The 24,884-nt window shown below is 56.6% G+C and carries 23 protein-coding genes, 1 tRNA gene and 1 pseudogene; 7 read left to right on the top strand and 18 right to left on the bottom strand.

Features of this window, described 5'->3' with window-relative positions; all coding sequences use genetic code 11:
- Positions 1–24 precede the first annotated feature (24 nt).
- The 3 genes from AC2FI8_RS19005 (at position 25) to AC2FI8_RS18995 (ending at position 2,631) form a co-directional block, all read left to right on the top strand.
- Positions 25–1,494: a flavin-containing monooxygenase gene (locus AC2FI8_RS19005; RefSeq protein ID WP_496780568.1), complete on the top strand. Its 1,470-nt coding sequence runs from the start codon at positions 25–27 to the stop codon at positions 1,492–1,494.
- A gap of 4 nt (positions 1,495–1,498) precedes the next feature.
- Positions 1,499–2,473, top strand: coding sequence for an alpha/beta fold hydrolase (locus AC2FI8_RS19000; RefSeq protein ID WP_496780567.1), 975 nt, complete (start codon positions 1,499–1,501; stop codon positions 2,471–2,473).
- Positions 2,474–2,554: 81 nt separating this feature from the next.
- Positions 2,555–2,631: transfer RNA gene (locus AC2FI8_RS18995), tRNA-Met, on the top strand.
- Positions 2,632–2,838: 207 nt separating this feature from the next.
- Here the strand turns inward: AC2FI8_RS18995 and AC2FI8_RS18990 are convergent.
- The 16 genes and pseudogenes from AC2FI8_RS18990 to AC2FI8_RS18915 all read right to left on the bottom strand — a co-directional run.
- Positions 2,839–2,972: pseudogene (locus AC2FI8_RS18990) on the bottom strand (IS5/IS1182 family transposase); the annotation flags it as partial.
- Between the two features lie 153 nt (positions 2,973–3,125).
- Positions 3,126–3,821 carry an RraA family protein gene (locus AC2FI8_RS18985; protein WP_496780566.1) on the bottom strand — a complete coding sequence of 232 codons (696 nt, stop codon included), beginning with the start codon at positions 3,819–3,821 and terminating at the stop codon, positions 3,126–3,128.
- Entirely contained in the window at positions 3,818–4,513 is a 696-nt protein-coding gene (locus AC2FI8_RS18980; RefSeq protein ID WP_496780565.1) for an alpha/beta fold hydrolase, read from the bottom strand. The genes AC2FI8_RS18985 and AC2FI8_RS18980 overlap by 4 nt, the downstream gene beginning before the upstream one ends.
- On the bottom strand, positions 4,510–5,634 hold the full coding sequence (locus AC2FI8_RS18975) for a cobalamin-independent methionine synthase II family protein (RefSeq protein ID WP_496780564.1): 1,125 nt from the start codon (positions 5,632–5,634) through the stop codon (positions 4,510–4,512). The genes AC2FI8_RS18980 and AC2FI8_RS18975 overlap by 4 nt, the downstream gene beginning before the upstream one ends.
- Positions 5,635–5,644: 10 nt before the next feature.
- Positions 5,645–6,247 carry a class I SAM-dependent DNA methyltransferase gene (locus AC2FI8_RS18970; RefSeq protein ID WP_496780563.1) on the bottom strand — a complete coding sequence of 201 codons (603 nt, stop codon included), beginning with the start codon at positions 6,245–6,247 and terminating at the stop codon, positions 5,645–5,647.
- Positions 6,244–7,209 carry a cupin domain-containing protein gene (locus tag AC2FI8_RS18965; RefSeq protein ID WP_496780562.1) on the bottom strand — a complete coding sequence of 322 codons (966 nt, stop codon included), beginning with the start codon at positions 7,207–7,209 and terminating at the stop codon, positions 6,244–6,246. The genes AC2FI8_RS18970 and AC2FI8_RS18965 overlap by 4 nt, the downstream gene beginning before the upstream one ends.
- Before the next feature lie 192 nt (positions 7,210–7,401).
- A complete protein-coding gene (locus tag AC2FI8_RS18960) occupies positions 7,402–8,391 on the bottom strand; it encodes a nuclear transport factor 2 family protein (RefSeq protein ID WP_496780561.1) in 990 nt (329 codons plus the stop codon).
- Complete coding sequence (locus AC2FI8_RS18955) at positions 8,388–9,431, bottom strand: LacI family DNA-binding transcriptional regulator (protein WP_496725441.1); 1,044 nt, start codon at positions 9,429–9,431, stop codon at positions 8,388–8,390. The genes AC2FI8_RS18960 and AC2FI8_RS18955 overlap by 4 nt, the downstream gene beginning before the upstream one ends.
- A complete protein-coding gene (locus tag AC2FI8_RS18950; RefSeq protein WP_496780560.1) occupies positions 9,431–10,195 on the bottom strand; it encodes an SDR family NAD(P)-dependent oxidoreductase in 765 nt (254 codons plus the stop codon). Before AC2FI8_RS18950 ends, AC2FI8_RS18955 begins: the two co-directional genes overlap by 1 nt.
- Positions 10,195–11,247, bottom strand: coding sequence for an ester cyclase (locus AC2FI8_RS18945; RefSeq protein ID WP_496780559.1), 1,053 nt, complete (start codon positions 11,245–11,247; stop codon positions 10,195–10,197). The genes AC2FI8_RS18950 and AC2FI8_RS18945 overlap by 1 nt, the downstream gene beginning before the upstream one ends.
- Positions 11,244–12,575 carry a histidinol dehydrogenase gene (gene hisD, locus AC2FI8_RS18940; protein WP_496737666.1) on the bottom strand — a complete coding sequence of 444 codons (1,332 nt, stop codon included), beginning with the start codon at positions 12,573–12,575 and terminating at the stop codon, positions 11,244–11,246. The genes AC2FI8_RS18945 and hisD overlap by 4 nt, the downstream gene beginning before the upstream one ends.
- A gap of 11 nt (positions 12,576–12,586) precedes the next feature.
- A complete protein-coding gene (locus AC2FI8_RS18935) occupies positions 12,587–13,117 on the bottom strand; it encodes an ester cyclase (RefSeq protein WP_496780558.1) in 531 nt (176 codons plus the stop codon).
- A 127-nt stretch (positions 13,118–13,244) separates the two neighbouring features.
- Positions 13,245–14,399, bottom strand: coding sequence for a carbohydrate ABC transporter permease (locus AC2FI8_RS18930; protein ID WP_170561322.1), 1,155 nt, complete (start codon positions 14,397–14,399; stop codon positions 13,245–13,247).
- A gap of 1 nt (position 14,400) precedes the next feature.
- Positions 14,401–15,423 (bottom strand): carbohydrate ABC transporter permease, encoded by a 1,023-nt coding sequence (locus AC2FI8_RS18925; RefSeq protein ID WP_496725433.1) that lies wholly within the window; start codon positions 15,421–15,423, stop codon positions 14,401–14,403.
- Between the two features lie 66 nt (positions 15,424–15,489).
- Positions 15,490–16,701: an ABC transporter substrate-binding protein gene (locus AC2FI8_RS18920; RefSeq protein ID WP_282153301.1), complete on the bottom strand. Its 1,212-nt coding sequence runs from the start codon at positions 16,699–16,701 to the stop codon at positions 15,490–15,492.
- Between the two features lie 48 nt (positions 16,702–16,749).
- Positions 16,750–17,823, bottom strand: coding sequence for an ABC transporter ATP-binding protein (locus AC2FI8_RS18915; protein ID WP_496780557.1), 1,074 nt, complete (start codon positions 17,821–17,823; stop codon positions 16,750–16,752).
- Positions 17,824–17,975: 152 nt separating this feature from the next.
- Here AC2FI8_RS18915 and AC2FI8_RS18910 point away from each other — a divergent pair, with 152 nt between their 5' ends.
- Both AC2FI8_RS18910 and AC2FI8_RS18905 read left to right on the top strand, forming a co-directional pair.
- Positions 17,976–18,989 carry a nuclear transport factor 2 family protein gene (locus AC2FI8_RS18910; RefSeq protein WP_496780556.1) on the top strand — a complete coding sequence of 338 codons (1,014 nt, stop codon included), beginning with the start codon at positions 17,976–17,978 and terminating at the stop codon, positions 18,987–18,989.
- The gene (locus tag AC2FI8_RS18905) at positions 18,986–19,861 is read left to right on the top strand and encodes an amidohydrolase family protein (protein WP_496780555.1); all 876 of its coding nucleotides are present in this window, start codon (positions 18,986–18,988) and stop codon (positions 19,859–19,861) included. The genes AC2FI8_RS18910 and AC2FI8_RS18905 overlap by 4 nt, the downstream gene beginning before the upstream one ends.
- A 582-nt stretch (positions 19,862–20,443) precedes the next feature.
- On the opposite strand, the gene AC2FI8_RS18900 is transcribed toward AC2FI8_RS18905, so the two are convergent.
- Positions 20,444–21,313, bottom strand: a complete 870-nt coding sequence (locus AC2FI8_RS18900; protein WP_496780554.1) for a LysR family transcriptional regulator — start codon at positions 21,311–21,313, stop codon at positions 20,444–20,446.
- 97 nt (positions 21,314–21,410) lie between these two features.
- Between AC2FI8_RS18900 and glyA the strand changes: the two genes are divergently transcribed.
- Complete coding sequence (gene glyA / locus AC2FI8_RS18895; protein WP_496780553.1) at positions 21,411–22,718, top strand: serine hydroxymethyltransferase; 1,308 nt, start codon at positions 21,411–21,413, stop codon at positions 22,716–22,718.
- A 105-nt stretch (positions 22,719–22,823) separates the two neighbouring features.
- Here glyA and AC2FI8_RS18890 read toward each other — a convergent pair whose 3' ends face one another.
- Complete coding sequence (locus AC2FI8_RS18890) at positions 22,824–23,351, bottom strand: ZrgA family zinc uptake protein (RefSeq protein WP_496780552.1); 528 nt, start codon at positions 23,349–23,351, stop codon at positions 22,824–22,826.
- 232 nt (positions 23,352–23,583) lie between these two features.
- On the opposite strand from AC2FI8_RS18890, the gene AC2FI8_RS18885 reads away from it, so the two are divergent.
- Entirely contained in the window at positions 23,584–24,852 is a 1,269-nt protein-coding gene (locus AC2FI8_RS18885) for an imelysin family protein (protein ID WP_496780551.1), read from the top strand.
- Positions 24,853–24,884: the final 32 nt, after the last annotated feature.

The raw sequence follows: 24,884 nt of genomic DNA, 5'->3' as shown, positions 1-24,884 counted from the left end.
GGTCGTTTTGGGAGGGACGAGCGCATGGACTATCAAACCGATATGCTGATCGTCGGCGCCGGGTTTTCCGGCCTGACGATGGCGATTGAGGCCCGCAAACGCGGCATCAAGGACATTGTGATCCTTGAAAAAGCGAATGAGATTGGCGGGACTTGGCGCGAGAACACCTATCCCGGTGTCGCGTGTGATATCCCATCGCACCTCTATTCCATGGCAACGCATCTGAACCCGGACTGGAGTCGGGCCTACGCGGGCGGCGCTGAAATTCAGGCCTATCTGAAAAAGGTCTGCCTTGATGAGGGGATTTACCAGCTTTGCCATTTCGGTCAGCAGCTGAAATCTGCCCGCTGGGACGGCATGCGCTGGCAGGTGGAAACCGAAAGTGGGCAGCGCTGGTCGGCGCGGTTTCTGGTCTCGGCCATAGGGGCGCTGCATCTGCCCAGCATCCCCGATTTACCCGGTGCGGACAGTTTTCCCGGGCCTTGTTTTCACTCAGCCGAGTGGGATCACGACACGCCGCTTGAGGAAAAACGCGTCGCAGTTGTCGGAACCGGCGCTTCCGCTGTCCAGTTTGTTCCAGAGATTGCGAAAACTGCTGCACACGTCACAATCTTTCAACGCAGCGCGCCCTATGTCCTGCCCCGCCCGGATGGCCCAATCGCGCCCTGGTTACGCCGCCTTTATCGCAGCATCCCGGTGTTACCTTGGGCACGCCGGAAACTGGTTTACATGGTCTTCGAGTATCGCCATCGCGTGTTCCGCGGCGAAAAACGGATGGTAAATTTTGCCATGAAGATGTGGCGCAAATCGTTGGCAAGCGCGATCGCAGACCCGGGTCTGCGCAAACAGCTGACGCCGGACTATCGTATCGGCTGCAAACGCATCCTCAGCTCAAACGATTGGTACCCGACACTGGCGCGTGAAAACGTGACGTTGCTCCCGTACGGTGTGGCATCAATTGAGGGCGATCAGATCAATTCATCTGACGGAAGCCGTACAAAGGCCGACGTTCTGATCTGGGGCACCGGGTTTCATGTCACAGATGTGGTCGAGCGCCTCGACATAACTGGATCCGATGGACTGACATTGCGCCAGGCATGGTCGGACGGAATGAAAGCGCATCTGGGTACTGCCATCGCAGGTTTCCCCAATTTCTTCATCTTACTCGGCCCACATACCGGCCTCGGTCACAACTCGGTTGTGCTGATGATCGAAGCACAGGTTCGCCACATCGGCCGAGTGCTGGACCAGATGAACCGCGACGGACTACTAATCATAACACCCCGCCCGGACTACCAGGAAGCCTTCGAACAGGAAATGCGCGAACGGCACGAAGGCAGCGTATGGCAGGTGGGTGGCTGCGCCTCATGGTATCAGGATGCACAGGGCCGGAACACGACGCTTTGGCCCGGGACCGTTTCAGAGTATGAAAAGCGCATGGCGCAATCGGGGCTGGAACAATACCAACCTGCCCCTTCCTCAGGCGGAAAGTGATGAGATGACCACAATTCTAGTTATCGCCCTTCTGGTCGGCGGCTTCTTTGTCGGCATGAACCTGTGGACCCGGCGACTGACCCGGCAGGGGTTGCAGCGCGTCCCGCAACTTGGACAGATTGTCCCGGTGCGCGGCGGCAGCATTCATTACGTGGAAAAGGGCGACCCCACTAAGCAGACAGTCATCATGATCCACGGGCTTGCGGGGCAGCTGCAGCATTTCACCTATTCTCTGATGGACCTGTTGGCGGATGACTATCACGTCATCGCAGTCGACCGCCCTGGCTGCGGATACTCAACCCGCGATAGCGCCGATCTTGGGCGCCTGCCCGAACAGGCCCGCATGATTCAAGAGTTTCTGGACACCAAAGGCATTTCCAACGCCGTTCTGGTCGGACACTCATTGGGCGGGGCCGTATCGCTGGCCATGGCGTTGGAACACCCGGAGAAAACCAAAGCGCTCGCTTTGCTCGCCCCGTTGACGCAAAAGCTGTCGAACACGCCGCAAGTTTTCAAACCGCTGGAAATACGTACCGAGTGGTTGCGCAACTTTATCGGCAACACGATCGCCGTCCCCATTTCGGCTAAGACCGCCCCGCATACATTGGGAGCCGTTTTCTATCCGGAACCCGCGCCAGATGACTTTCTGGACCGCGCCGGCGGTGCGCTGGGGTTGCGCCCTTCGGCCTTCATTACCGCGTCGCAGGATGTTGTAGGGGTGGATGAAAGTATCGAAGCCCAGGTAGACCGCTATACCGACTTGTCCGTACCCGGCGGCATTCTGTACGGCGCACAAGACACCATACTTTCACCCACCGCCAACGGTGCCCCCATGACCCGGTTCGGGCTGAGCGACGAAAAGATAGAAGGGTTGGGCCATATGATCCCGATCACCGCACCCGATGCCTGCGCGGCCTTCATTCGTAGAATTGCTGATACTCCTGGGGTCGCCGCACAACAGGCAACCAAAGCAGATTGATCGGGGCAAAAATAATCTCCGTAAGTCGGTGTTTCCCCCTTGACCCTTTCCAGCCCCTCGCTTAAATCGCCTCTCACTCATGGCGGAGTAGCTCAGTTGGTTAGAGCAGCGGAATCATAATCCGCGTGTCGGGGGTTCAAGTCCCTCCTCCGCTACCAAATCCCCCAAATAACCATCTGAATAAAAAAATATTTTTTTGATAGCCGATGCTAGCTAGCATCATTGTTCCATACTTTGTGCGGAAATTCCCTTCCAAACTCCGGAAAAAATTTGGCACTATGTGTAGCGCGGCGGCAGCTTTCAGACAATTTGGTGGGATTTTCCGGGCAAACTATGACTGACGTGTCCATAACGAAATAGCCGAGCGGTCGGTAGGCTTCCGAGGCGTCTCGCCAGCGCACCCCATTGCGTCTGACGAAGATAATCCCGCTCAACACCCGCTTGTCATCTAACTGAGGCTTGCCGTGCGGCTTCGGGAAAAAGGCGGGAGCTTGGCCATCTGCTCGTCGGTCAGCAACTAAAGGTAGCTCATGTAACCGCTCAGTTTTCCGAACCGTGAATCACCCAGCGCAGCGAAAATCAATGCATCCTGACCCTAGGTGTAAATCATCGGATCCACCCTTTCGGCATTCATACTCTCAGTCATATACAATCAGACCCTGGCTTTTTCGAAGGCTGCCCAAGCGGTCTCAAAAGCATCAAAATCAAACTCCGGTTGGCGGGCTGCATCCAAGACGATGCGTTCTGTCACCAATAGTTTTTGGATTGCGGCTTCTAGCTGATCAACGACAAGACCGGGTACGACCAACGCGCCATGACGGTCGGCGTGCACCAATTCGCCAGGATTAACCGTCAGGCCAAAAATGGAAACCGGTGTATCGATCTCGCGGACGTGGACGAAACCGTGGCTTGGCCCGACGGAACCTGCCACGACCGGGAACCCTTTGGGTAAGTCGCCCAGATCCCTCATGACGCCATTGGTTACGACTCCGGACATACCAAAACCCTTGTGGACGGATGTATTGATTTCACCCCAATAGGCTCCGACGCAATCCGGAAAATCCATATCCTCGATCACAGCGACGCACGGATTGGGAGCTTCGGCCATGTATTTGTAATAGGCCATGCGCCGGGCCTTGATGACTTCAGGCGGCTCAGTCGGCGGATTGACCGCCGCGATCTTGGCCGTACGGGCATAGCCGACGATCGCGGGCTCTTCGGGCGCTGAACACAGCATGGTACCGCGCGTAAAATCGTCGAACCCGCGCTTGCCCTGTGCCACTTCGATGGCATTGCAGACCGTGGGGGTGTCGACCTTGCGAAGCAGGGACAAAAGGGATGGCGTCATGTGTCCTCCAACCAGCGGATCAAGGCCGCTGTGGTTTTTTGGGGTTGTTCCAATGTCGGCAGATGCCCGGCGCCTTCGATGATCTCCAGCGCGCTGTCTGGCAATAGATCGTGCATCAACTGGTGGCGTTCAACGGGGCACAGCCTGTCTTCTTGCCCACACAGGACCAAAGCCTTTCCCGTGTAAGCTGTCAGCGTCGCGCTTTGGTCCGGGCGATCCATCAGCGCCCGCGATTGGCGCAAAAATACGTCAGGGCCCAAGTCGGTGGCCATTGCCATGCACAGATCCAGGATAGCCCCCCGGTTAGGCCCGTCGGACAGGTAACTGGGCTTCATCTCGTCCCGCATTACCGACCTCAGATTGCCGTCGCGAACGGTTGCAATCTGGGGCGCGCGGCGGGCTTTTACCTCGGGCTTTTCGGCCAGCGGATTAGTGTCGAGCAATGCCAGACGCGAGACACGTGCAGGGGCCTGACGCAATACTTCCATGGCCACGATCCCCCCCATCGACAATCCCGCCAGCGCGAATTCAGCCGGCGCATTTTGCAGAATGTAATCTGCCATGGCTTGCACGCTGTCGTGTCGCGACAACGGGAATGTCATCACCGGCATCCTGCCTGACAGAGCATTGATCTGTGGGCCAAAAAGGCGGGCGTCACACATCATGCCCGGCAAGAAAATCACGGGTATCATGCCGAAGCCAGCTTGGCCCCCTCAGATAGCGCGGCCAACTTGGCGTAGGCGATCTGAGGGTCAACCGCGCCGAAGCCCGCAAAGGTGCCAAAGCCGCAATCGCTGCCTGCTATCACCCGGTCCGCGCCGACGATTGCTGTGAAACGTTCGATCCGTTGGGCCACAAGCTCGGGGTGCTCGACGAAATTGGTGGTGGTGTCGACCACACCGGGGACCAGAACCTTGTCATCGGGTATCTCAGATTTGCGGTCGCGGAACACGGTCCACTCGTGGGCGTGACGCGGGTTCGAAGTCTCAAACAGGACATAGCGCGATTTGGTTGCCATCAGGGTGCTGAACACCTTGTCCATGGCAATGTCGCAGCAATGCGGACCCTCATAGTTGCCCCAGCAAATATGCACCCGCACGCGATCCTGTGGGACGTTCTGAAGCGCGTGGTTCAGGGCCTCGACATGCATATCGGCAATCTTGACGAACTCGTCATCCGAGAGGTCCGTGAACAGCATATGGCGCGACAAGGCCAGATCAGGACAATCCAGTTGCAGATCCAGACCAGCGGCCACGATGGTCTCGTATTCCTTTTTCATGGCATCGGCCAGCGCCGCCAGATATGCCTCACGCGTGGAGTAGAAATCGTTCTGCAAAAACAGTGAGATCACACCCGCGGACGCGGCATTCATGAAACCGCGCTCGACTCCATGCTGCGCCATTGCGGCTTTGAGGTTGGCGATGTCCTTCTCTAACTCGCCCTGCCCTTTTGATCGCACTTCTCCGGTGCACATTGGTCGGGCGTATTGCGGCGTGCCGCCGTCATTGGCCAGCCGCTGCAGAAAGCCGGGGAACATCTTCAAATCTGCCGGCGCGTTTCGGGGGCTGTCACCGGAAAACCCGGTGTAGCGGTCCTTGACATAGGTCGCATAAGAAATCTTCGAAGTCTCACCGTCGCTGACTATATCAACGCCGGATTCGACCTGTTTGCGCACCGTTTCAGAGACTGCGGCAGCCATGCACGCGTCAAACGCGGCTGCTTCATATGGTTCATCGTTTTCCCTGGCAAAGATAAGATCCACGACGTCCTGTGTTCGGGGCAAAGACCCAACATGTGTGGTTTTTACGGCCATAAAGACCTCCTTACAGTTTTCGTGCCATCAGCACAGTATGGCTTTGGGTTTCAGGGTCTTCGGCCAAAAAACCGGTCAATTGCAGCCCGTTCTCTTCTAGGCACGTTGCATAACCGGCCGGGGATAGCGAGGCGTGATAGACAAGCTCTGACCCCACTGTGCCGCTGACTTCTCCTTCGCGTGGACCCACGGTCAACATCAGCATTCCACCGTTATGTAAATGACGCGCCATGCGGGTGATGCAGCCCTTCTGCTCATCTGATGTCAGGTGAAAGAAACTGTTCCAGGCGATGATCCCATCGAATTGCTGATCCAGCTCAAAATCCCGCATGTCAGCTTTCCGCCAATCCCCGTCCGGCCAGCGATCTTTGGCGATGTTCAGCATGGCTGCGGAAAAATCGACACCCGTGACATCGAACCCTTCGGCCATAAACCAGCGCGCAATGGGATCGCCTGTGCCACAGCCCAGATCCAGTACGTGGTCACCCGGCTTGAGGCTGGCCGTGAAGCGCGCCAGCCAGCGCGCCTCGAACAGGGCTTTTGAGCGGCGCTTGTCATACTCTGTAGCTTGCCGCTCATATATGGCCTGGGTGTCGTTCGGGTCTGCGCTCATCCTGTCCAGGTCGCTCCTGCCGGTTCATCGGTTGCAGTGATCCGGTACAGGCCCGCCTGCCCGGTCATTGATGGTTGAACGCTATAGGATTCACCGGGCAAAACCAGAGCCGTGTCGCCTGTCGAAATTGTCGTTTCGTGCCCGTCGATCGAGATATGCCAGTGACCGCTGGCTGGCATCAGAACCACAGGTTTATCCGCCGCAATCGGTTCGGTCACAGAGGACCCACGGCCAAGGAAGTCGACCGCAAACCCCGGCTTATCCTTGATCAGCCCGCTCTCGCCAATTACCTGTGCTGGCTTGTTGGCCGACAACGCCATCAAATCCCAATACCGTGCAACATATTTGCCGACGACATCCTCAACCGGAACCTCAGGGTAGCCCTTCAACTGCTCTTCGGTCAGCAAGGGCATTGGGTGCACATTATGAGGCAGCTCCTGACCTTTCTTGGTGTCGTACAGAACGCCATTGTCGCCCAGCATCAGACCATGCGCCTGCGCATCTTCAATGACCTGAGGGGCCCAAGTGACGCCTCCGCCCGCGTCGTCTCCGCCCAAGATTGCCATGATCATACCGTAGTCCTGGCCAACGTTTTCAAAACCACGGAAGATGCCGGTCGGGATGTTGAAAATATCACCCTCCTCGGCGATGAACTCACCGGCGGTGCCATAACGGCCCCAGAAAAAGCGCCAGCGACCTTTGGCAACAAAGAAAACCTCGGCCGTTGTGTGGCTGTGCAATGAGTTCCGGCATTTCGGCGGTTGACCGGCGGCACCGATGTTAAAGCCGATCTTATCGGTGATGTGCACGTGCTGATCCGGAGATTCCGAGACACCACCGCCGATGATCGTGAAATTCTCTTTCTGATCGCTGCCCGGCGTATGGGCATCGATAAAGGCGGTTTTACAGGGTTGAAGCTCGCCGTAGCGGACAATGCGGGAAGTGATGGCTGACTTGGTCATGACGTATGATCCGATTTTTTGTTTTCAGGAATGCAAGCTCGTGTGCTCTGGCGGCACAGGCGCTCACTCCCCTGGCGGGCGCAGATTCAGTCGCCGCGCCCGCAGGCTCTGACGAAACATATGGAAACGTCGACATGCTCCGGTTTCACGCAGACCACCTGCAAGGATGCGATATGCGACCGGGCGGGCCACTCAGACCTCTCCGCTCTGCAACAGGATCTGTTTCCAGACCGAGGTTTCATCGAACAGAGTATATTCACGGCGCAGCTGCGGCTGCCCCGCAATCAACGCGCCAAACTCGGCGTGACTGATCCCGAGGACATAAACCTGTGCCCCTGTCGGCGCCCCGAACATGCCCCAGCCGTCATGCTTGCCCCAAAGGCTCCAGCGAATTGCTGATCGCGGCGGCATATCCGGGTCGTCGCGCCCGATCTGGTGTTCAACCTTGAATTCAGCATTCGGGAAACTTGCCCGCAGGCCCATCCAGAACCGGTCGACGGCATCCCAGCCATACCCCGTGACGCCGCCCACATACTCAGACTGCACCGCACGGTCATATTCGGCCACGATTGTGCCCATATCGGCACTCATAATCCGGGTCAGGATATCAGCATATCGCTGCCCCCACTCATTATCGTTGCCGCGCCCCTTGTAGGGGCCGGGCTGGTCGATCTCGGGGGTCAGAGGTTTGACACAGCTGTCCTTACCACCTTCACGCGCAATCAGATCAGCGGCGTATTCTTTCGGGTCCCAGCCCATCTGTCGCACAATCGCGCCCTGATCGCGGATCAACCATTCGTCGTTGATCTGGTTGTCGATGGCGTGGCAGTCGGCCAGAATTCGATAGCATAGTTTTGTACCCGTAGGTTTGCCGTAAACCCCCTCGGCCAGATGCGTGGCAGTAGACAGGATGCGGTGAGAGCTCAGCATGCCTTCTTCCGGCGTGCCCGACCAGATCACATCTTCACCCATCAACTGCCGGTCCGGAAACTCGGCCAGGGTCGCCATCGTCGCGCCGATCACATTCTGATTTCCCAAAACCACCGAACCGGGTGAGCGAACGACGATATCTTCGCTGTAATACTCGTGCAGGGTTGCGATGCCCCGGTCTTCCCAGATCTCTTTGGTAATTCCGATGATATAGTCGGGAAAATCCCGGAACTTGGGATCAAAGCCTTTCATGTTTTCATCCTTTGCGGGGTCCAGCCTTTGGGCAGCCGTGCCGAAGTGCGCACGATCAACGGCCCATCAATCGCGACCTTGCGGGCTGCGGCAACTGCCGGGTTTTCAATATGGTCCAACAAGGCATCAACGGTTTCCGCCACCATCAGGTTGGCGCGCTGACGAATGGTGGTGAGATTATAGGCAAGCCATCCGGCCTGCGGAACATCATCGTATCCAACGACAGAAACATCTTCTGGTATACGCATTCCAAGTTCAAACCGAATGACGTCCATCACGGCAAGCGCCATATGGTCATTGGCGACGAACACCGCATCGGGTCGTTTTTGCGGTTCAACATCAAACATGCGGCGCGCGGCCAATCGCGCATTCTCGGTCAGAAACTCTCCTATTTCATAGGCGTACAGATCCTGACCTGCATCACCGAGAGCGGCGCGAAACCCGGCCTCGCGGTCTCGCTGGGTTGAGGCACCCTGCCAACCGGCAATGTAAGCGATGCGACCGTGGCCTGCGGCAATAAAGAATTCAGCGACCTTGCGGCCGCCGGAATAATTGTCAGAGGTCACCGAGGTAATCCCGTCGATATCCTGACTACGGTTGAACAGTACGACCGGCACACCAGCTTGTTGGCACCGCGTTGCGATATCGGACGACATCGCGACCGAGGCCAGGATCACGCCATCAACCTGATAATCAAGAATTTCCTCCATAACGTCGTCAATGTTTCCGGCGGTTCTGGAGGCCATGAAAATCAGGACGTGATAGCCCTGCTCCTGCAACTCGTTCGACAGCTTCTCGAGCGCTTCGGGGTAGAAATAGTTGTCCAAATAGGCGACGACCAAACCGATGATGCGGCTTTTGCCCGACACCATCGCGCGCGCCAATACATTGGGGCGATACCCAAGCTCAGTCGCGGCTTTGCGCACCTTTTCTTCCGTCTTCTTGCTGACCGAAGCGCCCGGCGTGAAGACGCGACTGACGGCGGATTGGCTGACACCGGCCAGTTGCGCGACCTGGAGTGATGTTACTTTCTCAGCCATCAATCTGCTGTCCAACCTCCGTCAATCAACATCGAGGTGCCTGTAACCAGCGCTGAGGCATCCGAGGCGAGGTAGCGTACCGCACCCATGATATCTTCGACCTCGCCCACGCGACCCAGTTTGATCTTTTCCATGATCCACGCGGCGCGTTCTGGGTTGTCAAAGGTGGATTGGGTCAGAGGCGTTCGAATGAACGTCGGGCAGACCGTGTTGATTCGGATGCCCTGCTTGCCCCATTCGATGGCCATGGATTTGACCATACCTTCGAGCCCATGCTTGGTTGCACAGTAAAGCGCCCTGTCTACGCCGCCCACATGGCCCATTTGACTGGAGATATGAATTATGGACCCTGGCTTGCCAGCATCGATCAAGGCACGCGCAGCATAGGCGGAAAGGAAGTAGGCGGAACGCAAGTTGACGCCGGTAACGACATCGAAGTCTTCGGGTGTCGTTTCAATTGCGGGGCTATGACGGGCGACCCCGGCCGAGTTCACCACGACTTCGAAGTTTCGCGTTTCGAAAAGCTGTTTCAGCTTTCCCAGATCGCCCTGGTCCAGCACAAGCGCTTCGGCTGACCAGCCCTGCCCCTGCAGAGCAGCCACCGTATCATTCAACCGGTCCTCGCCTCTGGCCGCACAGACGACATGCGCGCCCGCCTCGGCCAGCGCCACGGCACAGCCCAGCCCAATGCCTGAAGAGGCACCTGTCACCAGGGCGGTCTTTCCTGTGAGGGAAAACGAAGGGGTGCGCGGCAGTTCAGTCATCAGCTCATTCCATCCGGTATATCAATGCGCCCCATGTTTCGGGCCTTGTTGAATTCCCGCAGACGGGCAAAGACGTCAACGCCTAGCTGGCGATAAGCATCCAGAAGATCGACGAGCACCCAGTTTTCACGAATGCGCCCGTTTTCCAGCCGCCAAAAATCGAGGCTGCGCATGGTGATCTTCTTGCCCGCAGGCGCTATCCCCATCCATCCGTCATGAGTGACGGTCTGTATCATGTTAGGCCATCCGGTCACGGCAGCGTATTCGCCATCGCCGAAGAAATGGTAGGTGATGTCCTCGACGTATTTCCCGCGATCCGGCATCCCGTTCAGGAACGGAATCTGGTGCCAATTGCGGAATCCTGCATAGCCTCGTCCGGTGCCGATGCCTGAGGGGCCGTACCAATTCATACGGGGATGCCAGAACCGCTCCATCTCCATCACCTCGGGGCCGCCATGCGACGGGTGTTTCTTGAGGTGCTCCAGCATGTCGATGATGTGTTTGCAGGTCTCTTTCCCTTTGGCCTCATCGTGGGGCCCAGGCACCAACCCATCCTGCGTGGCCGGGCCCGGCACATGCCATTCGCGTCCAAGGCTGGGTGCCATCGGCCAGGCATTTGCCTGCATCATCACCTCGGGGATATCCCAAAGGGCCTGTATTTCCGCGATTTTGCCGTTTTCGAAACGGTAAAATTCGTGGAACCGCATAGTAACCTGATTACCAGTCGGTGGGATGTCCAGCCATGGGCCGGTGAATGTGCCCGTGTAGTAGCCGCCGCACCCTACCCAGTCCGAACCATGTTCATCCGGGCCGGCCATGACAATGTAGTCGCGGCGTTCCAGATCGGGCCAGGCCGTCAACAGGTCTTTATAGGCGCGGTCATAGAAAGCGTCGCTGCCAATGCTGTCGCCAAAGGGATGGCATAGGTGGAAAACGGCGTCCGAGGCCGTTACCTCGGCCAGTGCCGCGCGAACACTGGCCTCGGAAAAATCATACATCGCGGCCCTGAGCGGAGCGATCAGGGCCTTATGCTGAGTATGCCTATCACTCATTCAGCGGCATCCCGATAAGGCGCCGGCTCGCCATAGGGCACGTTAATGCCGCCATAGCGACGCACGCGGACGTTGCACTGTTCTGCGTGGCCCACAAAACCTTCCAACATGCACAGACGCGAGCCGTATTCGCCGATTAGTGTCGCCGCCTCGTTGGTCAGAACTTTCTGATAACTGTGCGTTTTCAGATACTTCCCGACCCAAAGCCCGCCGGTATAGCGCCCCGCCTTCTTCGTTGGCAGCGTGTGGTTCGTACCAATCACCTTGTCCCCGTTTGACACGTTGGTGCGCGGACCAAGGAACAACGCGCCATAGCAGGTCATATTCTCAAGGAACCAGTCGTCACGATCCGTCATCACCTGCACATGTTCCGAGGCGATATCATCAGCGACCTGCAGCATCTCGTCATACGTGTCGCAGACAATCACCTCGCCATATTCATCCCATGACACTTTCGCGGTGTCGGCGGTCGGCAGGATGCCCAGCAGGCGGTCCACCTCGGACAGCGTCTCATTGGCAAGCTTTTCAGAGTTTGTCAGCAACACGCAGGGGCTGTTGTATCCGTGTTCGGCCTGTCCCAGCAGATCGGTTGCGCATAGCTCGGCATCTGCCGCGGTCTCGTCCGCGATCACCATGGTTTCGGTGGGACCTGCAAACAGATCAATGCCGACGCGCCCGAACAACTGGCGTTTCGCTTCCGCGACAAAGGCGTTGCCGGGACCAACCAGCATGTGAACCGGATCAATCGTCTCGGTGCCCAAAGCCATCGCACCAATGGCCTGTATGCCACCCATAACGTAGATCTCATGCGCGCCACCCAAATGCATGGCCGCAATCACTGCTGGGTTCGGCTTGCCTTTGAACGGAGGCGTGCAGGCAATGATACGAGGGACACCCGCGACCGAAGCCGTGGCCACGGACATGTGGGCCGAGGCCACCATTGGGAACTTACCGCCAGGGACATAACATCCGACCGATTGTACGGGGATGTTCTTATGGCCAAGAATCACGCCCGGCAGGGTTTCGACCTCAATGTCCAGCATTGAATCCCGCTGAGCCTGCGCAAAGTTGCGCACCTGTTCCTGGGCGAATTTAATGTCGGCCAGTTCCCTATCGGTCAATTGACCGATCAAGTCATCGATTTCCTGCTGGCTCAGGCGGAACGAGGCTGGCGAGTAGTTATCGAACTTCTCACTCAACTCACGTACCGCAGCGTCACCGCGGGTTTCGATGTCTTTCAGGGTCGCCTCAACCACGGCGCGGGTTTTGGCATCATCTTCCGCCCGGTCCGCATCGGATTTGCCGCGTTTAAGATACTCGATTGCCATATTTCCAATCCTCAGTTTTCGGGCCGGGGTGGACATTTCTCACCCCGGTCAAATGCTTCCCAGCCTTCGCCGTTGAACAGGTCGACACCCAGTTGCGCCGCGACATGTGCGAAATCGACATTCACCCAGTTGTCGACGATCTTGCCGTCAACGACTTTCCAAAAATCCATATAGCGGATCTCGACACGCTTGCCGGTAGGAGCGATGCCCAGAAACTCACCCGTATGGGTTGCTTCCTGACGGCCAAAGGCTGCTGCCCATTCGCCCATGTAAAGACGGGCCTCATCGATGCAGGTCTTGTCCGAAAACGCCGCTTGAAACGGGCGCTGCCAGTTTTCCTGAAACTCTTTCAGCCCGGTTTTGGTGCCGCAGCCTTGATTGCCCATCCAACGGAAGCCTTCAGTGAAGAATTCTCCGATGTCATCAATGCGGTGATCGTTCAGACCATCCACCATGGTTTCGATCACGCGGCGCGTTTCTTCGGTTTTGCTCATGTCCGTGTCGCGGGTCAGAACCGCTTGTTCGGGACGGGAACCTTTCATGTCTTTATCCTTTCAGGTTGTCAGAGGGAGAGTTTGGAGGCTGTACCCCCAATACTCAGAAAGTCCCTCGGCATCCTGTTCAGCGCTGGGTGGCGCGACATGGCGTTATGGCGGGCATGATTGCTCATTAGCCTTTGACCGCTCCGGCTGTCAGACCGCTGACGATCTGGCGCTGGAAGATCAGAACAAGAAAGATCAGCGGCGCAGTGATCGACACGGCGGCGGCAACCGCGACCACCTGATCGGTTGTTGTCGTCTCGCGGTTGAACATGCCGACGATGGCGGGAACCATGGTCTGGTTCTGCGCATCCAGCAGCAACGCGGTGACAAGAAAGTCGTTATAGGCCAGCAAAAAGCTGAACAGACCCGTGGTGATCACCCCCGGCCACATCACCGGCATGATCACACGACGGAAGGCCTGAAAATGGCTGCAACCATCAACGCGCGCGGCCTCGTCCAGCTCTGCCGGGATATTCTGAAAGAACGAACGCAGCATCCAGATCGTGAATGGCTGATTGATCGCAACCAGAACAGCGATCACCGCAAATGGCTTGCCGTATAGTGTTGGTGCATTTTCACCCAGGATCGGGGCCAGCCATTCAGCCGAGTTGATGAACACCGGCAGATAGCCAGCCACCAGCACCGAATGAGGCAGGGCCCGGAACACCAAGGCGACAATCAGGATCCAGAAAGCCAAAGTCGATCCAGACCGTGCCAGACCATATCCCGCCAACGTGCCAACGGTCAGCGACACGGTCACCACACCTGTTGTCACGATCAGTGAGTTCTTGAAGTTGTTTGAAAAGCCCCGGTCAATCCAGACGGTCTTGTAGTGTTCGGTGGTCAGGCCAAGCACGTCCCGACCCAAGGGTCCGAACCAGGGGTTCAGCACGTTTAGAACGGCGGGCAGGACGACAAAGAATGCAAGCAGAAAGCCAACAAGAACAACCAGCACGCCGATCACCCAGCCAAACCATTCTTGCTCGGGTTTCGTGTAAGACTTCACCATCGACGGGAGTGTTTTTGTGGAGATCACAATCGTCGCCCAAATCACCGCGATGCCCAGAATGATGTCCAGCAGCGAAAGACCTTTGCCAACGCCCAGAGTGGCAGGACCGAAGATCACGTTCAACGCGTTGCTGTCGAAGGCATCCACTGGCGACTTGAAGCTCATCACCACGATCCAGAAGATCGGGAAGGCCGCGATCAGGCACCACAGCGCAAGGAAGATGTTTGAAGTCAGCCGCAGGCCAAAAGGCTGGCGAAGCGCACGCGAGGACATATCAGTGACCTCCTTTATGATCGCGCCATGTACGGCGCAGCGGAAGGATAAGCAGGATGACAACGCCAATCATGGTCAGCATCGAGTTGGCCGAGGCACGGCTGATCGACCGGTTACCCGCCTGATCCGGCGTCAGGTAGTCAAAGGTCAGCCACTGTAGCGAGATCACATAGCCCTGGCTTGAGAAGCCTACGATTTCTTCGAACACACGGTAGCTGTCCATCAGGTGGATCATTGATACAAATATGATAAGCGGCATCAGATGCGGAATGACGATGTATTTCAGCCGCTGCCAGCGGGTCGCCCCGTCAATTACCGCGCTTTCCAAACTGTCTTGATTAACCGTTTGGAGACCGGCGTAAAAGATGATGGCCGCAAAGGGCGCCACGTGCCAGACGCGGTAGATCATCATCAGGACTTCAATCGTCCAAGCCTGGGCAAACAGGGCTATGTCACGGTTCAGCCACCATTCCATCATCGCAGTCAGGATACCGTCGCCGCGAAACAGCCAATTGATTGACAGAACTCCGATCACCGGAGTGATGATAAAAGGTAGCAGAGAGACGAATATCACCGGGCCGCGGATAGAACGCGCGGCATTGTTTATCAGAATGGCAATCCCAAGCCCGCAACCGACCACCAACGGCAGAGTGATCAAAGTAAACGTCAGAGTGAACCGCAGGGCCTTCCAGAAATTGATCGTCGACAGCACATGCCAGCTGCCATCACTTATGGCGCGCCATGCACGGTCAGGTTCCAGAACATTGCGATAGCTTTGCAACCCCACGTACTGGGTTTGCGTGATTATCTCACCATGCTCATCCAGCTTTGGCTGCGACACCTTTTCAGTCACACAGGTCTGGGTCAGGAAACCGGGGGTACAGGTTTCTTTTTCAACCGTCTCATAGATCGGCTGAGTGACATAGAAACTCTGCTTGAACACGCTGACCAGCGGGAACGCGATGAAGAGAAGCATCATAAAGACAGAGGGACCGACAAAAGCAGCAAATGTCCGGAAGTTCATGGCTCTGCCTTTCTAATGGTTCTCGGGGGAAAGGGATGGGAGGGCCGTAGCCCTCCCAAGGGAGGATCAGTTGCTGATCAGACCCGCTTCTTTCGCGGCAGTGACATAGTCTGCCTCGATATCGGCCAGAGTCGTCTGCGCGTCTTTGGCACCGGTCAGGTAGTCGGCCAGTCCGTTACCCAACGAGGTGTGCATGATGCCCATAGGACCGGAAGCCGGGTAAGCCTTGGCGCCGCCTTCAGCGGACGCTGCAGCACCTGCAGCCAAAGGGCCTGCCGAATAGGCCGTGCTCAGCCATACTGCGACATCGTTGTTCGCACTGACCGTATCGGTGTCCATGCCCTCAAGTGCGACGCGGAAGGCAGCATCCGCTTCTTCGTCGCTCATGTTCGAAGCCAGAACAATACCGTCCCACCAGATTGTGGTCGCCGGAACCGCCGATCCCATTGGAGCCGCGGCCATGGTCACCTTGCCAACGACCTGGCTTTCGGCCTCATCGTTCATCGCAGCGGCACGGCTGGCCCACAGGTTCGCCATGGCAATCTTGCCCTGCTGGAACTGCTGTTGAACATATGTCGAGTCGGAAACCAGATATTCTGGATCCATATACTCGGTCATGGCTTTCAGGGTTTCCAGCGCCGCTACGCCTTGCTCGTTGTTGATTGCAGGCATGTTGCCGTCACCAAAGAACGAACCGCCCTCGCCCAAATACATATTGACGAATTCCTGACCAAGGTTCCAACCGGTCTTGAACGTCCCACCAATGGGATAGTCCATGACGCCGGCTTCCTTGATCTTGGCAGCCGCGGAAAGAACATCGCCATATGTCTTGGGTTCTTCGATGCCCAGTTCAGCCAGAACATCGTCGCGATACATCAGGTGCTGCGCATTCACCATCATCGCAATCGCCATGGTCTTGCCATCGACTTTGATCAACTGATTGGGCAGCAAATCCTGACCGTACTTCTCGACCAGATCGTCCAGCGGACGGATCGTACCGGCATTGAGCAAAGGCACCAGAGTTGCGTTCGAAACACCGCCGATCTGATAAAGCGCCGGATCAGCGGCAAATGCCTCAGGTTGCTTTTCGCGGAATTCCTGGTCCAGCGAAGCACTGAAGTTACCGCATTCCGCCATTGCATCGGTGACCGCTTTCCAGGCTTCAAACCCGGCGGACAGCGACTTCAGTGGCACGTCGTTTTCAAAGGCGCATTCCGCCCATGCGCCGGTGGCGGCGATGGACATGGCACCTGCCATAAGGATCGTCTTGAGTTTCATGCGTTTCTCCCTGTCAGGATCGGTCCGTCGTCGACGTCCGGACCGGTGTTAAGCCCGTTTGGGCTGTTTGTGGGGGTGGTCCCCAATCCGCGCACCGCTTTCAGCTTCAAAGAGGTGACAGATTTCTTTTGGCACCGAGAACGAGACTGTCTCGCCAATCTCGGCGCGGAAGGCTTTATCGGCTTTGACCGATACCAGAGCACCGCCGACCCGGACCGAGATCATGGTCGCGTCGCCCAGCAATTCCAGCGTGTAAATGGGTGCTGTGATCTGGCCCTGCCCTTCGGCAAGGCTGGCGTCTTCTGCGCGGAATCCCAGTGTCATTGGGCCGTCCGGAGCATCGACTGGAATTTCGACATGCTCGGCTCGGAACACGCCGCCCGAAACCTCGCCATCCATCAAATTCATCGCGGGTGAGCCGATGAAGCTGGCCACAAACGTGTTAGCCGGCATGTCGTAGATTTCCGTGGGGCTACCCACTTGCTGAACCACGCCTTGTTTCATCACCACAACGCGGTCGGCCAAGGTCATGGCCTCAATCTGGTCATGGGTTACATAGATGGTGGTGACGGCCAGCTCATGACTTAGATTTTTGATCTGCGCCCGGGTGGAAACCCGCAGTTTAGCATCCAGATTTGAAAGAGGCTCGTCCATCAGGAACACGTTGGGTTCGCGCACAATGGCACGGGCGAGTGCCACACGCTGCCTTTGACCACCTGACAATTCGGCAGGCTTACGATGCAGAAAATCGTCCAGCTCAACCATCGCGCTGGCGCGGCGCACTTTCTCGTCATGGGTCGACGGGTCGATGCCGCGCACTTTCAGCGGAAAGCGGATGTTTTCATATACGTTCATGTTCGGGTAAAGCGCATAGCTCTGGAACACCATCGCAACGTCGCGGTCCTTCGGCTCCAGATCGTTGACCACATTGCCATCGACTAGGATTTCACCCTCGGTCACATCCTCAAGACCAGCGATCATCCGCATTGTGGTGGTCTTGCCGCAGCCAGAAGGGCCGAGCAGTACCAGAAACTCGCGATCTGCAATGGTCAGGTCGAAGTTGTGAACCCCAACAAATGAGCCCCATCGCTTGCCGACGTTCCGCAATTGAATTTCCGCCATGGTGCCCCCTGCAAGGAATCATTTTGCATACGTTTGCAAAACTGTAATTCGCATACGTCAATTCAGGCAAGACTTTTTTGCATACGTATGCAAAACTGACGCAAATACCCGACTCAACCCGGCTTCGTGCCTCTCGTAAATCTTTGATCACAATGGCAAATACCGTGACCTTTCAGACAGAAAAAAAACTCGTCTCTGCGTTTCACACCGCGTTGGATTCCGCGACAGAACAAGAAATCCCGAAGGTAATGAGCCAATACTGCGCCCCAGATCTGAAGTGGCGCGGCTTTCACCCATTCAACGAAATCAATGGCGCCGTACAGGTTGCCGGGCAGTTCTGGCAGCCACTAAAAAGCAGCCTGACCCGCCAGCAGAACCGTGTAGATATCCTGTTTGCAGGGCAAAACTCGCTGCGGGACGATGCTGACGTCTGGGTCGTGTCCATGGGGCATTTGATGGGGCTGTTTGACCGACCGTGGCTGGGCATTCGCCCAACTGGCAAGCTGGCATTCCTTCGCTATTGTGCATTCTACAAGGTCGCCGGTGACAGGATTGTCGAAACAGCGATGTATTTCGACATACCGCACCTGATGGTGCAAGCCGGACAGAATCCGTTTCCCCCGCAAACAGCGGCGCATTTGGTGCAACCCGGACCAAGGCCCCATAACGGTCTGCTACTGAACGAGCAGCCCATTGAAGAAGGCGAAAGGACGCTGGCGGTCATCAACGCGATGATCTCGGATCTGGGCCAATGGGACAGTGGGTTGTCGCTTGAGGATGAATTGGCCCGAACCTGGCACCAAGACATGATCTGGTGGGGGCCTGAAGGGATCGGCGCGACCTACACGATAGAACGCTATGCCAGGCAGCACTCAGGCCCGTTCCGCGCCGCCTTCTCAGAACGATCAAAAACCAAACATGTCTGCCGCATGGCCGAGGGGCATTATGGCGGGTTCTTCGGCTGGCCCAACTTCACGGCAACTCCGTCTGGTGGGTTCATGGGTATGCCCGCAACCGGTACGCCCGGCGAATTCAGGGTGATCGATATCTATCGCCGCGCTGGTGACAAACTGGCAGAAAACTGGGTCTTCATTGACCTGTTGCATTTCTGGAATGCGCAAGGTGTCGATATTCTGGAACGCACGACGGGGATCCAAACGCCATGAGAATAGATGCGCATCACCACTTGTGGGACCTGTCTGCCGTGAACTACCCCTGGCTCATGGAAAAGGGCGTCGCTCGTTTCTTTGGCGACCCCTCCCCCATCCAACGAAACTATTTGCTGCCGGAATTTCGCGCAGATGCCAAAGCCGAGGGTTTCGGCGCCTCGGTCCATATTCAGGTGGGCGCGGCTGACCCCTGGGCCGAAGCGCAATGGGTGCAATCAGTGGCCGACCGCTTCCCAGACTGGCCATTGGTGCAAGTGGCGTTCTGCGATCTGACCGCTAATGATCTGGACAAACAACTCGACCGGCTTCAAACCCTGCCGTCTGTACGTGGCGTTCGTCAGATTATTGGCCGTGCTCCGGGCGAAGATGCCTCAACTGGAACGAACTCGCTGCTAAAAAACCCAGAGTTTTTGGCTGGGCTGAAGCAACTGGGCCGCCGCGGTCTTTCCTTTGACCTTCAACTACTGCCTGAACTTATGGGTCAAGCTGCAGATGTCCTTGCGCAAGCTCCGGAAACCCAGACGGCGTTGTGCCACGCAGGTTCACCGTATGACCGGACTCCGCCAGGTTTGCGAAAGTGGGCTGACGAATTGACCGCATTGTCAAGCCTTCCGCAGGTCTATTGCAAACTCTCCGGCCTTGGAATGTTCGATCACAACTGGAGCGCAGAAAGTGTCGCGCCTATCGTTTCAAATTGCTTGTCTCAATTTGGCAGCGATCGCTGCATGTTCGGATCGAATTTCCCAGTTGATAGCCTAACATCAACTTTCAAAGATCTTGTTTCCTGTCACCAACAGATCATCTCAAAATCGGACCATGACGACGTGTTTCATATCACCGCAAAACGCTTTTATCGTTTTGAAGAATGAAAAAACGCATAAACCGAAGTTTTTGGCACCACTTTCTGATGGCTTCTTTGCAATTGCGGCGGATGTCTACTGTCCGCCGTAAGTTCTGAATGCAACGAACAACTTTCGGCTGCCCTTCCAAATGGGTTTTAGCATGCTGCAAAGTACACAATATATGACGCGAGTTGAGTGTACGTAGAATTCGAGAACGAGTGCTGTTGGCCCGCCGCAATGCAACAGTTTTGCCTATCACGTACAAATCTCTTGACGGTAGGCTACTGGCGCGGCTTGTCGCGCTCAGTGCCATTAGGTTGCGACGAGAGATACCTCGTTGTCCGGCGAGTAAGTGTCCCAGATGTTCCAGTGTCCGGTCGTTGGTGTCGGGTTGTTGATTATTGGAACATCGAGCACGGTGGGCTTGCCACCGTCCACAAACCAATATGCCGCAGGTAAATCTGACCGTTCCGTTTAACCCTCGAGGGTATTGGGGCTTATATATTATAAGGTCTATTGTGTGAGGTTCTCATCCAAATTGGGCGTCCGAACCAGTCCTCGCAAAATTCTGTTACTCTTCGCGGGCAATGATCATTGGTTCCCTTGCCACTAATCTTCCCGCAACAGCTCAACTATTTCATCAAGTTCCGCGCGTCGCCTCGATGGATGCGGAAGGTTTATCACCAGCGACCGGCCTGTTTCGCAGGCCTGCGCCGATACACGCACCAAATGCCCGGCCTTGAGCGCAGGTTCGATCAGACATCCATGCGCCATCAAGGCACCAGCCCCGGACTTAGCCTCTTCGACTGCAAGACCGTAAAGCGAATATTTCGGCCCTTTGTTAGGATCGCTGATGAGTGTCCCCGTCTCCTCGGACCACCGCCGCCAGTCATCATGCCATGTCTGATCGTGCAGCAGCGGGGTGGATTCAAAATTGAAACTCTCAGCCAGTTCCGGCGCGCAAACCGGGAAAATGAAATCCTCCGCGATTACAATTTGATCAGCCGCCCCATCAGGTTCAGCAATGAAGACAGAAAGATCAAACAGATCACGTGATAGGCGAGGCGATGTTTCCATGGCCGTTACTGAGAACTTCATGTCCGGCCAAGTGTTTCGGATTCGCTCCAAACGCGTCGGCAGCCAAAGTTGTGCGACCGAAGGCAGGGCCGCGATGTGGATCTCAACGCTCGGGCTCAGGTTCCGCAGGTTCTGCGTTGCGGCGGCAAGCTGATCGAAGGCCAGGGTGAAATCACTGGCCAAGTGGCGCCCAGGCGCGGTCAGCTCAACCCCTTGCGCGTTTCGCCGGAACAGCGGCACGTCCGCCCACGCTTCAATTGTCTTTATATGTTGCGAAATCGCACCGGGAGTGACGCTCAGCTCTTCGGCAGCAGCAACGAAACTGCCCAGCCTTGCTGCAGCTTCAAAAGCGCGAAGTGCATTGAGCGGTGGCCCTTTCGGGCGTCTTGGTAGAACAGCCATTGTCTTAGACTCAGTTTTTCTACGCCAAGAAATAGCAATTCTGATTTGCGATGTCGCCCCGTTTGTTCAATCTGGTGACAAGCAGGAGGTCACAGACATGACAATCACACACCGAAACTGGGTCCCGGATCAGTGCGAAACCCGTGTTCAGCAAATCGCCGCCAAGGCGTCTCAGGCCGCGTCTGATGAGCTGATCAAACGGATCGGCGATCTTGCGACGCGGAACCGCGAGATCCACGAGCGAGAGTGTTTCAACCTAAACCCCGCAACCAACGTGATGAACCCAAAGGCCGAGGCCCTGTTATCGTCGGGCATCGGGTCGCGGCCGTCGCTGGGCTATCCCGGCGACAAATATGAGATGGGGTTGGAAGCTATTGAAGAGATTGAAGTGATTGCCGCCGAGCTTTGCGCCGAGATCTTTGAAGCCAAATTCGCCGAAATCAGGGTGCCGTCAGGCGCGATTGCCAACCTCTATGGGTTCATGGCGACCTGCAAGCCGGGCGATACAATCATTGCACCGCCAGCCTCGATTGGTGGGCACGTGACTCATCACCTTGGGGGGTGTGCTGGGTTGTTTGGCCTGCGCACGATTGAGGCGCCAACGGATGGTGACGGCTATACGGTCGATCTGGATCAGCTACGCGCGTTGGCGCTGAAAGAACGGCCCAAGCTGATCACTATCGGGGGCAGCCTCAATCTGTTCGAACATCCCGTAAAAGAGGTCCGGCAGATCGCTGACGAGATCGGGGCCAAGGTCATGTTCGACGCCGCCCATCAATGCGGGATCATCGCAGGCAAAGCGTGGTGCAATCCTTTGGCCGAGGGCGCGCATTTCATGACGATGAGCACTTACAAAAGCCTGGGCGGCCCCGCCGGTGGTTTGATCGTCTCCAATGACGCGGAGATTGCGCAAAAGCTCGACGCGATTGCCTTTCCGGGAATGACGGCAAACTTCGACGCGGCCAAGTCTGCAGCATTGGCCGTAACAATGCTGGACTGGCGCGATTTCGGCAAACAATACGCGGCCGAAATGATCTCGATGGCGCAAGCGGTCGCAGAACGATTGGACGCTCGTGGTGTTCCCGTCTTTGCGGGTCGGGAAGGATTTACCAACTCGCACCAGTTTGCTGTGTTGGCAGACTCTTATGGTGGCGGGCAAGCGGCGTCCAAAACGCTGCGCCGCGCTGGGTTTCTTGCTTGCGGAATTGGACTGCCTGCACCCGAAGTGAAAGGGGACATGAACGGCCTTCGGTTCGGGACGCCTGAACTGGTCAGATGGGGGATGACGTCTCAGGACGCTGATCGGTTGGCGGCATTGATCACTTCTGGATTGGCGGGCGCGGATATCGCCGCCGAGGTTGCAGAGTGGCGGCAGAGTTTTTCGGAACTGCGTTTCGTACACTGACAGCACGATGGGTGCTGTCCATGGCGCTTTCGTCGCGCCCGTGTGATTGCGCCCTTCGCATCGTATATGGGCGCGGGCCGACCGCATGGCCCGCGTTTTGACATTTCACATTGCCAGATCCGGTTGGTCCCGAGTTATCTCATACGTTCTGGTTTGACCGGATCGGGTCACCTGCAAGATCAACTTCTGAGCATTTTCGAACCGTTCGAAATACGCAAACCGGATATTAGCCAGCGCTGTAATATCTTGGCACTGAATCAGGTAGTCGGCCAGAAAGTCGCTATGTTGATCTTGATCAGCAGACTCGTTGGTATTGTCCTGCCCCAATCCTTCACCCGTAAGTGTGACATTGGCCGACGCGGTAACGCATCCGGCCTCTTCCGGCAGCACAAACAAGCCCAAAGGTTTGGACAGGTCTGATACCGCAACCGCCACCTGCGCGCGATCGTCATCGGTTTCGGCCGGGCCTTCAAAACCGATAATGTCTGCAGAAGGCACATTGAGGGATAAAGAAAATGCCTGATCAGAAAAGGCGATATTCACATATCCCGTACCATGTTTATGGGCAGGGCCTTGCACTTGCGATAGAACAATCGCCGGTGTCAGCATCAAAGCAATGGCTGCACATTTCATAAACAAAGCACCACCCAACAAAGAATCACACAGTCCATTCTAATGTGATTAAAACCCCGTGCAATCGCGGCTTCGGCTCACCTACCCCGCCAATTATGGGGAAAGGGTGCGACATATATTTCCGACAATAAGACTCAGGTTGACTTACCTTACTATTTCACTCAGTTTTTGGTGCGTGCGCGTCGCTGAAGCGGCGCTAGTGAGTTTTTTCTGACAGGAAAGTGTCACCTCCATGACCAAATTTTTTGCCGCCACCAGCGTATTGACCCTTGGGATCGCGACAGCAGCATTTGCCGAAACCCCCGCGAAGATCGACGTTCTGACCACCTATGCGAACATCGCCGAAGCCAAATATGACGACAGCCTGATCGCGGCAAAGTCGCTGCAGGCCGCAGTAAACGCGCTGATCGCTGATCCGTCAGACGCCACACTAAACGCAGCACGCGCTGCATGGATTGCTGCACGTGTTCCGTACCAGCAGACCGAGGTTTACCGTTTTGGCAACGCGATCGTCGACGACTGGGAAGGCAAGGTAAACGCATGGCCGCTGGACGAAGGGCTAATCGACTATGTGGACGCAGCCTATGGTGGTCCAACTGACGAGAACGAATTCGCCGCACTGAACGTCATCGCCAACCCGACGTTCGAGCTGTCAGGCAAAACCATCGACGCCAGCGAAATCACTCCGGAACTGCTGGGCGAGCCCCTGCACGAAGCCGACGGAATCGAAGCGAATGCTGCCACAGGCTACCACGCGATCGAGTTCCTGTTGTGGGGCCAGGATCTGAACGGCCATGGCGCGGGCGCAGGCGACCGTCCGTACACCGATTACGTTCAGGGTGACGACTGCACAAACAGCAATTGCGACCGCCGTGCACAATACCTGAGCGCTGCGACTGACCTGCTGGTCAGCGATCTGGAATGGATGGCGGCGCAATGGGCCGAAGGTGGCGAAGCACGCGCAGTCCTGACTGCCGACGAAATCGCAGGCGTCAGCGCCATTCTGACCGGCATGGGTTCACTGTCTTATGGTGAGCAGGCCGGTGAACGCATGCGCCTTGGCCTGATGCTGAACGACCCCGAGGAAGAACATGATTGCTTCTCGGACAACACACATAACAGCCATTACTACGATGGTCTCGGCGTTCAGAACGTCTATCTGGGCAGCTACACCCGCATCGACGGCACTCCGGTTTCAGGCGCATCGCTGTCGGATCTGGTGATCGCCAGCGACCCATCTCTGGACGCGGAGATGAAGGTGAAACTGGCCAACACCATGCAGGCTCTGGGACGTCTGAAATCAACCGCGGAAGCCGGATTTGCCTATGACCAGATGCTGGAACGCGGCAACGAAGGCGGCGAAGTGCTGATCATGGGCGGCGTTAACGGCCTGGTCGATCAGACAAAGACGATCGAGCGCATTGTGACCACGTTGGAACTTGACCAGATCGTGTTCGAAGGTTCGGACAGCCTGGACAACCCAGACGCGGTCTTCCAGTAAAATACAAGGTTCGCGCCAAACGGAGGCGGCAG

The sequence above is a fragment of the Ruegeria sp. CDSB029 genome (assembly GCF_059611125.1).
This window is presented reverse-complemented; position numbering and strand designations above follow the sequence as displayed.